Genomic DNA, 13,625 nt, shown 5'->3' with positions numbered 1-13,625 from the left:
GTGACGACGCTCGAATACCCGAAGATCGCCGCCGGCAAGGTCCGTGAGCTTTACGCCGTCGATGACGAGCATCTGCTGCTCGTCACTTCGGACAGGATCTCCGCCTACGACGTCATCTTCAACACGCCCATCCCCGACAAGGGGCGGGTGCTCACCGCGATGAGCGTGTTCTGGTTCTCCCAGCTCTCCGATGTCCTCCCCAACCATCTGGTCTCCTACGACGACGAACGCATCCCCGCCGAGGTCCGCGGCCGCGCGCTGCTGGTGCGGCGGCTGGCGATGCTGCCGGTCGAAGCCGTCGCCCGCGGCTACCTCACCGGTACCGGTCTCGCCGATTATCGCGCGCACGGCTCGGTCTGCGGCGTCGAACTTCCCCCCGGCCTGACCGAGTCTTCCCGGCTCCCCGAACCCATTTTCACCCCGGCGACCAAGGCCGATCACGGTTCGCACGACGAAAACATCGCTTTCTCCGACGTCGTCGGGCAATTCGGCCGCAAGCGGGCGGAGGAAGTCCGCGAAGCGACGCTGGCGGTCTATCGCCGTGGTGCGGAGTTCGCCGCCGAACGCGGGATCCTGCTCGCCGACACGAAGCTGGAGTTCGGCGTCGACCGTGAAGGGAACCTCGTACTCGCCGACGAGGTCCTGACCCCGGATTCGTCCCGCTACTGGCCCGCCGGCGGCTGGACACCGGGCAGCCCCCGGCCCTCGTTCGACAAGCAGCCGCTGCGTGACTGGCTCACCGGTCCCGCGTCCGGCTGGCACCGGCTCGAGAGACCGGAGCCGCCACCGTTGCCCGATGAGATCGTCGCCGCCACCCGGGCGAGGTACATCGACGCCTACGAACGCATCACCGGCCGTTCGCTGGACGACTGGCCGGCCTGATTCCCCCGGCCGAGTGAACGGGCCGGTCAATCCTCGTATGCCTGACCTGCGGCGTTTACTCGGTCGTCAGTCCGACGCAAGGCCGGTCTGGCCCAATGGGCATCGTGGACGCACGTTTGCTGGTTTCCCTGTCCGGCGTGACCACCCGGACGTTGCACCGCTGTGCCGACCTCGCGGCCGAACTCGACCGGCGCAAGGTCCCGTTGTCCGTGCTCTACGCCGCTCGTACCGGCGAGGGCCCGGTGACCGAATGGGTACGGACCCGCCGCGCTCGTGGTGACTCCGTCCTCCTGCACGGTTACGACCACCGAGTCCCACCCACTCATCGTGCCGTCTACCTGGGCAAACGCGCCGAGTTCGCGGCTCTTCCCGCGCACGAGGCGCGGCTGCGGCTGATCGCGGCGAAGGCGGCGCTCGACGCCAACGGCATGGCCGTCGACGGATTCGCGCCACCGCGCTGGATCGCGTCGGAGGGCACCGTGCAGGCCCTGCGCGAGCACGGGTTCACCCTGTGCGCGGATCTGGTCTCGGTGCGGGATCTGGTGTCCGGCCAGGTCCAGCGCGCGAGGGTGCAGGAGTTCGGCGGACCGTCGCAGCGGACGGAGACCGTCCGGTGCTTCGCGCTGGTGCTGGCCGCCGCCAGGGCCGCGCGACGCGGTGGGCTGGTGCGGCTCGGCATCGACGCCGCCGACCTCACCAGGCCGGGACTGCGGCAGGCGTTCCTCGACGCCGTCGACGTCTCGTTGGAGAACCGCGCCTTCGGGACCACCTACGGCTCGCTCCCGCGCCCGCGTTCAGTCCTCTGAAGGCGACTAGATTGACGGGATGACCGACGACGCACCGGAAACGTTGATGCGGCTCTGGCGGCGGTCGGAGCGTCCGACGCGCGGACGGCCGTCGGTGCTCGACATCGACAGCGTCGTGGCGGCGGCGGTGGAGCTCGCCGATCGCGAAGGCGTCGCGAACGTGACCTTGGCGAACGTGGCGAAGGAGCTGGGCGTCACGAAGATGTCGCTCTATCGCCACATCGGCTCGAAGCCGGAGCTGCTGGAACTGATGGCCGACGTCGCCATCGGCGACCCACCGGCGCTGGAGTCCACCGGTGACTGGCGGGCCGAGCTGACCACGCTGGCCGAGGCCAACCGCGAGGTGCTGATGAACCACCCGTGGCTGGTCGAGTTACCGCTTTCCGGTCCGCCCGCCGGCCCGCACGCCGTCGCCTGGATGGACGCGATCCTGCGCACGCTGCGCGACACCGGTCTCGACTGGGGCACCAAGGGCGGGATCCTGCTCTTGGTCGGTGGCTACGTCCGCCTCGCGTGCGCGCAGGCCATCCAGCTCGCCGAGGGCAGGAAGAACAGCGGGTTGAGCCAGGCGCAGGCCGAGCAGGCCTACGGCAAGGGGCTCGCCGGGCTGATCGACGCGGAGCGGTTCCCCGACGCGGCGGGCTTCCTGGCCTTCGGCTTCGGCGTGGAGCCAGAACAGGCCGACGACCATGACTTCGCCTTCGGTCTCGATGTCGTTCTCAACGGCGTAGCCGCCCTCATCGACGCTCGCTGAACAACCCCTGCTCCAGAGTTAGTATCCGCCGGACATTATTTAGTGTACGTTGGACACGAATTACTTCCGGAGACTGAGGGGCAAGCCGTGTCGAGCACAATCCGAACCACACCAGCGCGTCCAGGGGCGGTCACGTCAGTGCCGACCAGTGAGCGAGTGCTGGCACCCGATCTGGCGAGGGGTTTCGCGCTGCTGCTGGTCGCGCTGGCGCATACCGCGAGCATCTTTCTCGGGAACACACCGGGAGTCGATCAGACGCCGGAGGGCCTGGAACGTCCTTACTTCGTGGTGCTGTTCGTGTTGGTGCACGCGTGCGCGCTGCCGCTGTTCGGCATGATGCTCGGCTACGGGATGGTGCAGTTCGCCGACCGGCAGCGGGAACTGGGGCAGCCGTGGCCGACCACGCGTGGCGTGTTGCTCCGGCGGCACGCGTGGCTACTGGCCTTCGGCGCTGTCGACGGGGTGCTGTTCTTCTCCGGTGACGTACTCGGCGCGTATGGCGTCATCGGCGTGGTGTTCACCCTGCTGCTTCTGCGGCGCGGCACGGGCTTCTATCGAATTCCGTTGCTGTACCTGGGTTTCGGTCTCTGCTACCTCGCCGTGCTGATGTATCTGGTGGTCACCGGCAACACCTCGGATGCGGCGCCGGTTCCGTCGAGCGAGGATCCGTCCTCGCTCGCGTCGGCCTACGGCGACGCCCTGCGCGAGCGCCTGACGGAATGGCCGATCACCACGGCCGTCCTGCTGTCGTCGATCCTCTTCGTCTGGGTCGGCGCGTGGGCGGCGAAGAAACGCGTCCTGGAGGAGCCGGAAAAGAACCGGAAGCTGCTGTGGGCCGGGATGTTCGGCGGCTTCGGGATCGCCATCGCGGGCGCCCTGCCGATGGGCCTCTTCACCGGTGACTATCTCCAGTTCGACGCCGGCACCGCCGCGCTCGCCAAATCGATGTACGAGGGAGCCGGTTTGTTCGGCGCGATCGGCTACATCAGCCTGTTCGGCCTCATCGGCATGGCGCTCGACCGGAAGCGGACGGCCGCTGACCGTGGCGTGGTCGTCACCGCGATCTCCGCACTCGGGCAGCGCACGCTGAGTGCCTACCTGTTCCAGTCGGTGGCGTGGCTGATCCTGGCGCCCCCGTTCATGCTGGGCCTCGGTGGCCAAGCCAAGAACCCGACCTTCGTGGCGGCGGCCTGCGGACTCGGTGTGTGGCTGTTGTCGGTCGTCGTCGCGTACCTGATGCACCGCAAGTCCTACCGTGGCCCGGCGGAGATCCTGGTACGCAAACTCGCCTACCGACGGTAAGACGTGGTGACCTCGGGGCACCGGCCCGGCCGGGACCGCGGGAGGCGTTCCTCGACGCCGTCGACGTCTCGCTGGAGAACCGCGGGACCACCTACGGCTCACCGCTTCCTGAGGTCCGCCAGCTCCGCGAAAGCCGTTTCGACCGCCGGGATCAACCCGGCCGCGTCCGGGCCGGCGATCCGGCGTCCCGCGTGGTAGCAGGCAAGTGCCAGCTGCGGCGCGAGGGCCGCGACCGTCATGTCGGTGCCCTTGGCTGCCAGATCGTCGGTCATCACGTCGGCGAACCGCCGCAGCTTGCGCAGGCTACGGTCGTACAGCTCGCTGTTGCGCGCCAGCAGCCTCTCGTGCCGTTCGTAGTGCGTGGGATCCCTCGTGACTGCCCGGCACAACCGGACGACGAGTGCGCGGGCCTGCGCCAGCGCTTCGCCGAGATCCGCCGGAGCGGTGGTGGGGCGCTCGCCCGTTACCGTCTCCAGCAGCCGCTGCTCATCGGCGAACACGACCTCCTGCTTGTCGCCGAAGTAGCGGAAGAACGTCGTGCGGCCGACCTCGGCCCGCGCGGCGATGTCGGTGACCGTGACCTCGGCGAATCCCCGCTCCTCGAACAGGTCGAAGGCGGCTTCGACGATCTTTTCGCGCGCCCTCTGTTGTTTGCGGGCGAGTAGCGGGCGGTCATCCGGCATGGGGCGATCCTAGCGGATCCGGTATCGAGTTCTGTATGGTACTCAGTACCATTTGAAACTTGGTGTCAAGGAGGCGGCCGTGCCGACCCATACCCTGCTGATGACCGGCGCGAGCCGGGGGATCGGCCGTGTGGCCGCCGAACGGCTGCGCGATGACCCGGACCGGCACCTACTGGTCCTCGGCCGCGAGAGCGGGGCGGCCGAAGGCACGATTCCCTGCGATCTGGCCTCACTTGACGACGTCCGCGCGGCCGCCAAGCGGGTCACGCGGTTGCTGGACGCGGGGGAAATCCCGCCGTTGCGCGGTTTTCTCGGCAATGCCGGGGTACAGATGACGTCGACGACGCGGACGACCGCCGACGGTTTCGAGCGGACCTTCGGGATCAACGTGCTGGCGAACCAGCTGCTGCTCGGTCTGCTGCTGGACCGGTTCGCCGCGCCGTCGCGCATCGTCATCACGGCCAGCGATGTCCACTTCGGCGACTTCAAGCACGGCTTGGGCCTGGTCCCGGCACCCCGCTGGGCTCAACCCACCGAACTCGCCCGGCCGGGAACCGGGCGCCGGGCGAGCCGCACTCAGGAAGGCAGAAGGGCTTACGCCACCAGCAAACTCGGTGTCATTTACCAGATCCACGCGCTGGCGCGGCGGCTGCCCGCCGGGGTGGACTGTTACTCGTACAACCCCGGTCTGGTACCCGGCACCGGCCTCGCCCGTGACGCCGGTCCGGTCACGCGGCTGGCGTTCCGTGCCGTGCTACCGGTGCTGAGCAGGACTCCGCTGTCCACCACGGTCGAGATCGCCGGCCGTTTGCTCGCGGATGTCTTCTCCGGGCCGCGTCCTGGCGAATCGGGGGCGTACATCGACCGGGGGCGTGTCGTGCCGTCGTCCCCGGAGTCCTACGACGAGGTCCGCGAGGAGACGTTGTGGCGCGAGGCGTCCCGGCTCGCCGGACTCTAGAGCTTCACGTGCTCGCCTCGGTCGAGGACCTTCACCTCGGTGCCTTCCGGGGCGAGGTTGGCGAACAGGCCGTAGTGCATCTGCGGCCGCGCGAGCACGGCTTCGTGGATCGGCACGGCGAGCCGCGGGGAGACCGCGCGCAGGTAGTCCACGGCTTCGCCCGCCTTGAGCCACGGGGCACCGGTTGGCAGGCCGAGGACGTCGATCTTCTGCTCGGGCACGAAGAACGAGTCGCCGGGGTGGTAGAACGCGCCGTGGTCGACGATGTAGCCGACGTTCGGGATCACCGGGATCTCGTCGTGGATCACGGCGTGCTCGCCGCCGACGACGTTGATGCCGCTGGAGCCGATACCGAAGGCGTCGCCGGGGTTCGCGATCTGGAACTCGGCGCCGAGCTTCTCGACGGCTTCGGCCGAGCCCGGGTCCACGATCAGCTGAGCGCCGGGATTCGCCTCCAGCAGCGCGGGCAGCCTGTCGGCGTCGAGGTGGTCGAAATGCTGGTGGGTGATCAGGATGGCGTCCAGTTCACGCTCGTCCTCGAAACCCGCCGAGAAGGCACCGGGGTCGATCAGGATCCGTGCGCCCTCGGTCTCCAGCAGTACGCAAGCGTGTCCAAAATGGACAATACGCATGGTTTTCTCCTTCGCGGTCGGTCAATTCCAGCCTATGCCCGCAGCAGGGCGTCGCCAAGTTCGGTGCGGAGGTAGCGGACTTCGCGACCCCGGCGCCTGGCGTCGAGCAGCCCCGCCGCGCGCATCGCGGTCAGATGCTGTGAGACCGTCGGCGCCGAGAAGTCCAGTCTTCGCGCCAGCTCGGTGGTGCTCGCGGGCTCGTTGAGTGTCGTGAGCAGGGCGGCCTTGGTGCGGCCGAGAATCCCGGCGAGCGCGCCGGACGGGCGTTCGGGGTCCGACCACAGTTCGGCCACGCCGCGAGCCGGGTACAGGAGCGAAGGTTGCCACGGCTCCATCGTGATCACACCGACCGACGGCCACGCGAAGACGCCGGGGATCAGCAACAGCCCGCGTCGATCGAGGTGAACCCGGCCGCGTTCCTTCATCTCGATGACCAGGACGTCGTCGACGAGCCGCACGCGCGGATGGATGTCCGCCAGTACCAGCGCGATGCCGCCGTCGGCCAGCCGCCGCGAGCGCTCCTCGATGTCGGCGGCGAGGAACCGGCGCATCCGCGGCCAGTGCGGTTCGACCAGTTTGGTCCAGGCGATCTCCATCTGCCCGGCGAGCAGATCCCTTGCCTCGGCCGGGTCTTCGGGGAGCCCGCTCAGGTCGGCGTCCACTTTGGACAGCTCATACGCGACCTGCGCCGGTGCGGTGCGGCGGATTTCGGCGAGCTGGGCGGACGCGGTGGTCTCGGGTCCGTTCGGCGGTGGGCTGAGGAAGTCGGTGATGTAGTGCCGTGCGCTCATCACCTTGGCGAAGTCGCCGATGGGCAACTCCGGCAGCTTCGCGGCGGCCCCGCGCAGCCATGGCAGATGACTCGGATGACCGCGCCGCCCGAGCAGGGTCTGCATCGCGCCCATGGTCTCGTCGAGCGGGGAGATGCCGAACCGGACGCGGTTGGCGCTCTCGGCGGTCAGGACCAGCTCGATCATTCGATTAGGCTATTCCCTAATCAGTAGTTCTCGCCAGGACGCTTTCGGCAGTGTTCGCGGTATGACCTTGCTCCGTAATTCCGGGTATTGGCGCTGGTCGGCGGGGGCGCAGCTGAACCGCCTGCCCGCCACGATGGCGCCGCTGGCCTTCACCGTGCTGACCACCGAGACCACCGGTTCGTACCGGCTCGGCGGGGTCATGATGGCCGTTTTCGTGGCCGCCGAGATGGTCGGCGCGGTGCCGACCGGACGGCTGCTCGACCGCGTCGGCCCCGCACGCGGCCTCGTCGCGCTGCTGTCGCTGGTCGCCGCCGGACTGTTCCTGCTGGCCGCGGTCGCTTCCGCCGGCGTACCGGATCTCGTACTGCTCGCGCTGGCGATCCCGCCAGGACTGGTCGCGGGCGGACTCAACGGCGGATTCCGGACACTGCTCGCCGGGACCGTGACCGACGAGCAGCTACCCCGGGCGGTTTCGGTCGACGCGATGATCCTCGAAGGTGTCATCGTCGGCGGACCACTGCTGGTGGCGCTTCTCGCGACGTCCGGCCCGGCCGTCCCCGTACTCGCGATGGCGGTCGTCGCCCTGCTCGCGGCTCTTCTGGTGCCACGGCGGACGGTGGCTCATGCTCCACAAAGGACAGTCGATCGGCAGCAGATCCCGGTCGCCGCCTGTGTCCCTTGGCTGTCCGGGCTGTTCAGCGTCGGCTTGCTGCTGTCGACCATCGAGGTCGGCCTGTTGCCGCTGGTCCAGCGGCTCGGCGCGCCCGAATCGACGACCGCGGTCGTGATCGTCGTGCTGTGCGCCGCCAGCATCACCGGGAGCGCGTTGTACGCGGCGCGGGGGAAGGTCGGCGATCCGCGGCTGTTCCTCGCCGGATTCGTGGTCGGCGGGATCGTGGTGTCGGCGGGTCTCGGCTGGGCCGGGCTGCTCGGCGGCGTCGCGCTGATCGGGCTCTGCACCGGTCCGCTGATGGCCGTCTCGTCGGTCAGCCTGCAGCGGCTGCTGCCGGAACGACGCCGGTCGGAAGGGTTCTCGCTGGCCTTCACCGTGCAGGCGTCGGGGTTCGGGCTGGGGTCGCTGGCGATCGGTGTGCTGCCGGTATGGCTGGCGCCGCTGTTCGGTGTCCTCGCGGCCCTCGTCACCTGTGCGATGCTGGTGGCACACCCCAGGCGAGCTATTGGCACGCCGTCAGTAACGTCGTAGCCTGGGCTTTGAGCCGAGACACGGGAGAAGTCGATGACCGCAGTCCAGCCGAAGCCGACCGCGCACAGCGTGGGGGAGACCTTCGATTCCCTCAGCCCGGCGACCGACGAGGTCGTCGGTACCTACCCGGTGCACACCAGGGAGGACGTCCGCGCCACCGTGGCCCGCGCGAGGGACGCCGCCGACTGGTGGTCCGGGCTCGGTTTCGACGGTCGCGCGGAGCGGCTTCGTCGCTGGAAGGGCGTCATCACCCGGCGGCTGCCGCAGCTTTGCCAGGTCGTCCGCGACGAGACCGGCAAGCCGCTCGCGGACGCGCAGCTGGAGAGCGTCCTCGCCATCGAGCACATCGCTTGGGCAGGCAAGAACGCCCGCAAGGTGCTCGGCAAACAGCGCCGCGCGACCGGGCTGATGATGTCGAACCAGGCGGCGACGGTCGAGTACCAGCCGCTCGGCGTCGTGGGCGTGATCGGCCCCTGGAACTACCCGGTCTTCACCCCGCTCGGCTCCATCGCCTACGCCCTCGCCGCCGGCAACACCGTCGTGTTCAAGCCGAGCGAGTACACCCCGGGGGTCGGCAAGTGGCTGGTCGACGCCTTCAACGAGGTGGTCCCGGAGTGGCCGGTGCTGCAGCTGATCACCGGCTTCGGTGAGACAGGCGCTTCGCTCGTCGGCGCGGGTGTCGACAAGATCGCCTTCACCGGTTCGACCGGTACCGGCAAGAAGATCATGGCCGCGGCCGCCGAAACACTGACGCCGGTGATCATCGAGGCGGGCGGCAAGGACGCGGTCCTGGTCGACGCGGATGCCGACCTCGAAGCCGCCGCCGACGCGACCGTCTGGGGCGCGTTCTCCAACTCGGGCCAGACCTGCATCGGCGTCGAGCGCGTGTACGTCCACGAGCGCGTGCACGACGAGTTCGTCGCGAAGGTCGTCGAGAAGTCGAAGGACGTGCGGGCCGGTTCGGACGAGGCCGCGCAGTACGGCCCGGTGACGATGCCCTCGCAGCTCGCCGTGATCAAGCGCCACATCGCGGACGCCATCGAACGCGGCGGCAAGGCACTGGTCGGCGGCGTCGACGCGGTCGGCGACCGGTACGTGCAGCCGACAGTGCTCGTCGACGTGCCGGAGGACTCCTCTGCGGTCAAGGAAGAGACGTTCGGCCCGACCGTCACCATCGCCAAGGTGCGCGACATGGACGAGGCCGTCGAGAAGGCCAACGACACCAAGTACGGCCTCGGTTCCACGGTGTTCTCGAAGTCGCGCGGCCTGGAACTGGCCGCCCGCCTGCGCACCGGCATGACGTCGATCAACGCGCCGCTTTCCTTCGCCGGTATCGCTTCGCTGCCCTTCGGTGGCGTCGGCGACTCGGGCTTCGGGCGGATCCACGGTCCCGAAGGCCTGCGCGAGTTCGCCAGGCCGAAGGCCGTCGCACGGCAGCGCTTCACCGCGCCGATCGTGCTGACCTCGTTCTCCCGCAAGGAAAAGACCGACGCACTGGTGGCGAAGCTGATGACCGTGCTGCACGGAAAACGCTGAGCCGTCAACCCCCGCGTGTTATGAACGGGACTTTCATTGCAGATTCTGCAATGAAAGTCCCGTTCATAACATCGCCGGAAGCGTGAAAGGACCGGTCACGAGCCCCGGATGAGGTCCGCCGCCTTCTCCGCGACCATGATCGTCGGCGCGTTCGTGTTCCCGCGCGGCACCACGGGCATCACCGACGCGTCCACCACTCGCAGTCCCTCCACGCCGCGCACCTTCAGCGATGGGTCGACGACGGCGTTCTCGCCCGTCCCCATCGAGCAGGTCCCCACCGGGTGGTACAGCGTCTGCGTCTTCTCGCGCACGTAGTCGGCCAGTTCGGTGTCGGTCAGGTCGTGCCGCTCCGGCAGGAACGGCTTGTCCAGGTATCGCGCCAGCGGTCCGGACTTCCCGATCTCCACCAGGGCGCGCAGCCCGGCCAGCATCTTCTCCATGTCCACGGAATCGGCGTAGTAGGCCGGGTCGATTTCGGGCTTCCACAAGGGATTCGGCGACTTCAGCCGCAGGCGTCCCCGGCTCGCGACATCCACCAGTGTCGCCGCCGACGTGAAGCCGGGCACGGTCGGTTCGCGCATTCCGTTGTCGTAGAACAACGTCGGCGCGACGTGGATCTGCATGTCCGGCGGCGAAACACCGTCCGCGGCGGGGAGGAACGCGCCCGCCTCGCCGATGTTCGAGGTCAGCGGGCCACGTTTGGTGAGCTGGTACCGCACGAGACCGCCCGGCGTCGCCGCGTCCACGAGGTCGGTGGTGCCGCGGGTGGACCAGATGATCCCGCAGGCCGGGTGGTCGTGGAGATTGTCGCCGACGCCGGGAAGCGCGGCCACCACGTCGATCCCGTGTTCCCGCAGGTGTTCCGCCGGGCCGACGCCGGAAAGCATGAGCAGCTGCGGCGAGTTCACCGCGCCGCCGCTGAGCAGGACTTCGGTGGACGCGCGCACCGTCGTCTCGGCACCCTTGTCCAAATAGGACACACCAACGGCGCGGGTTCCTTCGAAGACGATACGGGTCGTCTGCGCGTTGGTCCGCACGGTGAGGTTCGGGCGGGACAGCGCGGGCCGCAGGTACGCGTCGGCCGTGGACCAGCGGCGGCCCTTCTTGCACGTCACCTGGTAGACGCCGGCGCCTTCCTGCGATTCGCCGTTGAAGTCGTCGGTGCGCTTGAGGCCCCACGCGACCGCGGAATCCACCCAGGCGTGGGAAAGCTCGTGCGTGAAGCGACGGTCCTCGACGTTCAGCGGCCCATCGGTGCCATGTAACGGTCCGCCGAGCCGCTGGTTCCCTTCCGCCCGCTTGAAATACGGCAGGACGTCGTCGAAACCCCAGCCCTCGGCGCCGTATCCGTCGCGCCAGCCGTCGTAGTCCGCGCGGTTGCCGCGGATGTAGATCATCGCGTTGATCGAGGAACAGCCGCCGAGTGTCTTCCCGCGCGGCCAGTAGAGGGTCTTGCCGGTGTGCTTCTGCTCGACCGTTTCGTAGTTCCAGTCCCACTTCGTCTTGAACAGGCCAGGGAACGCGGCCGGGATGTGGATCTCGTCGGCATCGTCCTCGCCGCCGGCTTCGAGCAGCAGCACCCGCGCTGACGGATCCTCACTCAGCCGGTTCGCCAGCACGCAGCCCGCGCTGCCCGCGCCGACGATGACGTAATCGAAGGAGTCCTGATCGGCCACGGTGCCTCCTGCTGTCGCTCACCCGGTGTTGGCATCCCGCCAATGGGCTCATCTTGGCCCAGCGTCGCGCTCCGAGCATCCCCCAGTCGAAGGATTGGGGCGAGCTCAGTCGGAGTCGGGTGAAAAAGAGGTCACGCAGGGGCCGCCCTCGGCGTCGTCCTCGGTTTCGACTCGTCCTGGCTTCCGCACCCCGTCGACGAGACCGTCCAGATGCAGGATCGTCTGCTTGGCGGTGGTCAGCACGTCGGCCTTCTCGACGGTGTACCTCGCCTCGCCGTGGATGATCTGCTGCACGCCGTCACGGGTCGTGTCGGGCACCTTCCCGCACAGCACGGACAACGCGGCCGGGATGTCGCGCTCGTTGATCGCGTCGACGAACTTCTTCCCCGACTCTTCGCCGGTCTTGACCTCGGGCCGCGGCGCGGGCTTCGTCTCGATGCTCCGCAGCGGCTCGGGCTCGCCGCCGATCTTGGCGTCGCGCACGCACCAGCCGCCTTCGCCGGGGATCATCGCGATCCCGACGGTCATGCCCGACGCGGTGAACACGGCGGACCACTCCTGCTCCGCACGCTGATGCGCGGGTGTGCTCAGTTGTGCGCCTTCGGAGGCGGCCATGGTCTGCTCGAAGGTGTAGGACCGCTTCGAGCGGATCGGGCACCACAGCCGGCTGACGCGGTCTTCGGCGACGCCGTTCACGAACGACCGGCTCAGCTGCTCCGGCGTCGCACGCGACTCGGTGTCGAGCTCGGTCTTGAAGAACCCGGGCGTCACCCAGCCGGTGAACGCGATCCCGCCCGCCAGCAGGATGACCAGCGTGAGCGTCACCCAGAGCCACGTCTTCGGCTTCTTCGGCGGCTGCTGGTACCCGTACTGCGGTTGCCCGTAGGTCATGCGGCAACAGTAGTGAAGTAGGCTCTGGCGGTACCCACGACCTGCGTGAATAAGGAGCAGCCTGCCGTGGCCCGAGTCGTTGTCGACGTCATGCCCAAGCCCGAAATCCTCGACCCGCAGGGCCAAGCCGCGCTCGGTGCGGCCGGTCGTCTCGGCTTCACCGGGATCACCGAGATCCGTCAGGGCAAGCACTTCGAGATCGAGGTCGACGACACCGTCGACGATGCGACGCTCGAAAAGATCGCCGAGGGCTTCCTCGCGAACCCCGTCATCGAGCAGTGGACCATCAAGCGGGTCGACGCGTGAGCGCGCGGATCGGGGTCATCACCTTCCCCGGCACACTCGACGACGGTGACGCGGCCCGCGCGGTCCGCTACGCCGACGCCGAAGCCGTGCCGCTGTGGCACGCGGACGAGGACCTCAAGGGCGTCGACGCCGTCGTCGTCCCCGGTGGCTTCTCCTACGGCGACTACCTGCGCGCCGGCGTCATCGCGCGCTTCGCGCCCGTGATGTCTTCGGTGATCGAGGCCGCCCACAAGGGCATGCCGGTGCTGGGCATCTGCAACGGCTTCCAGATCCTGTGCGAGGCCGGGCTGCTGCCGGGCGCGATGATCCGCAACGCGGGTCTGCACTTCATCTGCCGTGACCAGTGGCTGCGTGTCGAGAACAACGACACCGCATGGACCACCCGGTACGACAAGGACGCCGAGATCCTCATCCCGATGAAGAACATCGACGGCTGCTTCGTCGCCGAGCAAGCCACCCTCGACGAGCTGGAGGGTGAAGGCCGCGTGGTGTTCCGCTACGTCGGCGGAAACCCGAACGGCTCCCGCAACGACATCGCCGGGATCCGCAGCGCGAACGGCCGCGTCGTCGGGCTCATGCCGCACCCGGAGCACGCCATCGACGCCCTCACCGGCCCTTCCGATGACGGCCTCGGCATGTTCTACAGCGCCGTGGACGCTCTCTCGTTGGTCGCGCGCTGACGTAAACCCGACGAAGGGGCGCCGTTTCGTACTCGACTCACGTTGAGTGCGGAGGGCGCCCCTTCATCGTGTTCACAGGGGCCTTCGGCCACAAGAGGGCGCTCGACGTGAAGGCCCTTGGGGAGACGCGTTTTCGGTCCAGCGCACGCCATGAAAGGTCCTTTCCTGGCAAAATTTGCGAGGAAAGGACCTTTCCTTGCAGCCTTGTCCCCCTGGCTCGCGGCTGCGCGTGAAGGCCCCCTTCCCCCCGGGCCCCCCCCCGGGCGGGGGCCGGAACCGCCCCCCCCCCCCGCCCCCCCCCCCCACCCCCCGCCCCCCCCCCCCCCCGAGCGCCCCCC

The 13,625-nt window shown here is 68.6% G+C and carries 14 protein-coding genes; 9 read left to right on the top strand and 5 right to left on the bottom strand.

Annotated features, from left to right (window positions below; genetic code table 11):
- The 4 genes from ACZ5ZX_RS00480 (at position 1) to ACZ5ZX_RS00465 (ending at position 3,744) form a co-directional block, all read left to right on the top strand.
- Positions 1-882, top strand: coding sequence for a phosphoribosylaminoimidazolesuccinocarboxamide synthase (locus ACZ5ZX_RS00480; RefSeq protein WP_465499961.1), 882 nt, complete (start codon positions 1-3; stop codon positions 880-882).
- A 95-nt stretch (positions 883-977) separates the two neighbouring features.
- Complete coding sequence (locus ACZ5ZX_RS00475) at positions 978-1,688, top strand: DUF2334 domain-containing protein (protein WP_465499960.1); 711 nt, start codon at positions 978-980, stop codon at positions 1,686-1,688.
- A gap of 19 nt (positions 1,689-1,707) precedes the next feature.
- Complete coding sequence (locus ACZ5ZX_RS00470; protein WP_465499959.1) at positions 1,708-2,442, top strand: TetR/AcrR family transcriptional regulator; 735 nt, start codon at positions 1,708-1,710, stop codon at positions 2,440-2,442.
- Between the two features lie 138 nt (positions 2,443-2,580).
- Complete coding sequence (locus tag ACZ5ZX_RS00465) at positions 2,581-3,744, top strand: DUF418 domain-containing protein (protein WP_465499958.1); 1,164 nt, start codon at positions 2,581-2,583, stop codon at positions 3,742-3,744.
- Positions 3,745-3,842: 98 nt separating this feature from the next.
- On the opposite strand, the gene ACZ5ZX_RS00460 is transcribed toward ACZ5ZX_RS00465, so the two are convergent.
- The gene (locus tag ACZ5ZX_RS00460; RefSeq protein WP_465499957.1) at positions 3,843-4,427 is read right to left on the bottom strand and encodes a TetR/AcrR family transcriptional regulator; all 585 of its coding nucleotides are present in this window, start codon (positions 4,425-4,427) and stop codon (positions 3,843-3,845) included.
- 79 nt (positions 4,428-4,506) lie between these two features.
- Between ACZ5ZX_RS00460 and ACZ5ZX_RS00455 the strand changes: the two genes are divergently transcribed.
- Positions 4,507-5,385 carry an SDR family NAD(P)-dependent oxidoreductase gene (locus tag ACZ5ZX_RS00455; protein WP_465499956.1) on the top strand — a complete coding sequence of 293 codons (879 nt, stop codon included), beginning with the start codon at positions 4,507-4,509 and terminating at the stop codon, positions 5,383-5,385.
- Here the strand turns inward: ACZ5ZX_RS00455 and ACZ5ZX_RS00450 are convergent.
- On the bottom strand, positions 5,382-6,017 hold the full coding sequence (locus ACZ5ZX_RS00450) for an MBL fold metallo-hydrolase (protein WP_465499955.1): 636 nt from the start codon (positions 6,015-6,017) through the stop codon (positions 5,382-5,384). The two genes, ACZ5ZX_RS00455 and ACZ5ZX_RS00450, sit on opposite strands and share 4 nt — an antisense overlap.
- 32 nt (positions 6,018-6,049) lie before the next feature.
- Complete coding sequence (locus ACZ5ZX_RS00445; protein ID WP_465499954.1) at positions 6,050-6,994, bottom strand: ArsR/SmtB family transcription factor; 945 nt, start codon at positions 6,992-6,994, stop codon at positions 6,050-6,052.
- A gap of 61 nt (positions 6,995-7,055) precedes the next feature.
- Here ACZ5ZX_RS00445 and ACZ5ZX_RS00440 point away from each other — a divergent pair, with 61 nt between their 5' ends.
- Both ACZ5ZX_RS00440 and ACZ5ZX_RS00435 read left to right on the top strand, forming a co-directional pair.
- Positions 7,056-8,198: an MFS transporter gene (locus tag ACZ5ZX_RS00440; RefSeq protein ID WP_465499953.1), complete on the top strand. Its 1,143-nt coding sequence runs from the start codon at positions 7,056-7,058 to the stop codon at positions 8,196-8,198.
- A 33-nt stretch (positions 8,199-8,231) separates the two neighbouring features.
- A complete protein-coding gene (locus ACZ5ZX_RS00435; RefSeq protein ID WP_465499952.1) occupies positions 8,232-9,734 on the top strand; it encodes an aldehyde dehydrogenase family protein in 1,503 nt (500 codons plus the stop codon).
- 95 nt (positions 9,735-9,829) lie between these two features.
- Here ACZ5ZX_RS00435 and ACZ5ZX_RS00430 read toward each other — a convergent pair whose 3' ends face one another.
- On the bottom strand, positions 9,830-11,410 hold the full coding sequence (locus tag ACZ5ZX_RS00430; RefSeq protein ID WP_465499951.1) for a GMC family oxidoreductase: 1,581 nt from the start codon (positions 11,408-11,410) through the stop codon (positions 9,830-9,832).
- Positions 11,411-11,515: 105 nt separating this feature from the next.
- The gene (locus ACZ5ZX_RS00425; protein WP_465499950.1) at positions 11,516-12,301 is read right to left on the bottom strand and encodes a hypothetical protein; all 786 of its coding nucleotides are present in this window, start codon (positions 12,299-12,301) and stop codon (positions 11,516-11,518) included.
- A 66-nt stretch (positions 12,302-12,367) separates the two neighbouring features.
- On the opposite strand from ACZ5ZX_RS00425, the gene purS reads away from it, so the two are divergent.
- Together purS and purQ are read left to right on the top strand one after the other, a co-directional pair.
- A complete protein-coding gene (gene purS / locus ACZ5ZX_RS00420) occupies positions 12,368-12,607 on the top strand; it encodes a phosphoribosylformylglycinamidine synthase subunit PurS (RefSeq protein WP_003056885.1) in 240 nt (79 codons plus the stop codon).
- Positions 12,604-13,287, top strand: coding sequence for a phosphoribosylformylglycinamidine synthase subunit PurQ (purQ, locus tag ACZ5ZX_RS00415; RefSeq protein WP_465499949.1), 684 nt, complete (start codon positions 12,604-12,606; stop codon positions 13,285-13,287). Before purS ends, purQ begins: the two co-directional genes overlap by 4 nt.
- The last annotated feature ends 338 nt before the right edge of the window (positions 13,288-13,625 follow it).

It is taken from the genome of Amycolatopsis sp. NPDC033938 (assembly GCF_055575975.1).
Note: the sequence above shows the minus strand (reverse complement) of the source record. Positions and strands in the feature narration are given on the sequence as shown.

Excerpts from the sequence above, each read along its gene's own strand:
- ACZ5ZX_RS00440 (WP_465499953.1), top strand. The coding sequence starts at position 7,056 with ATGACCTTGCTCCGTAATTCCGGGTATTGGCGCTGGTCGGCGGGGGCG.
- ACZ5ZX_RS00475 (WP_465499960.1), top strand. The coding sequence starts at position 978 with ATGGGCATCGTGGACGCACGTTTGCTGGTTTCCCTGTCCGGCGTGACC.
- ACZ5ZX_RS00470 (WP_465499959.1), top strand. The coding sequence starts at position 1,708 with ATGACCGACGACGCACCGGAAACGTTGATGCGGCTCTGGCGGCGGTCG.
- ACZ5ZX_RS00425 (WP_465499950.1), bottom strand. The coding sequence starts at position 12,301 with ATGACCTACGGGCAACCGCAGTACGGGTACCAGCAGCCGCCGAAGAAG.
- ACZ5ZX_RS00460 (WP_465499957.1), bottom strand. The coding sequence starts at position 4,427 with ATGCCGGATGACCGCCCGCTACTCGCCCGCAAACAACAGAGGGCGCGC.
- ACZ5ZX_RS00450 (WP_465499955.1), bottom strand. The coding sequence starts at position 6,017 with ATGCGTATTGTCCATTTTGGACACGCTTGCGTACTGCTGGAGACCGAG.
- ACZ5ZX_RS00445 (WP_465499954.1), bottom strand. The coding sequence starts at position 6,994 with ATGATCGAGCTGGTCCTGACCGCCGAGAGCGCCAACCGCGTCCGGTTC.
- ACZ5ZX_RS00435 (WP_465499952.1), top strand. The coding sequence starts at position 8,232 with ATGACCGCAGTCCAGCCGAAGCCGACCGCGCACAGCGTGGGGGAGACC.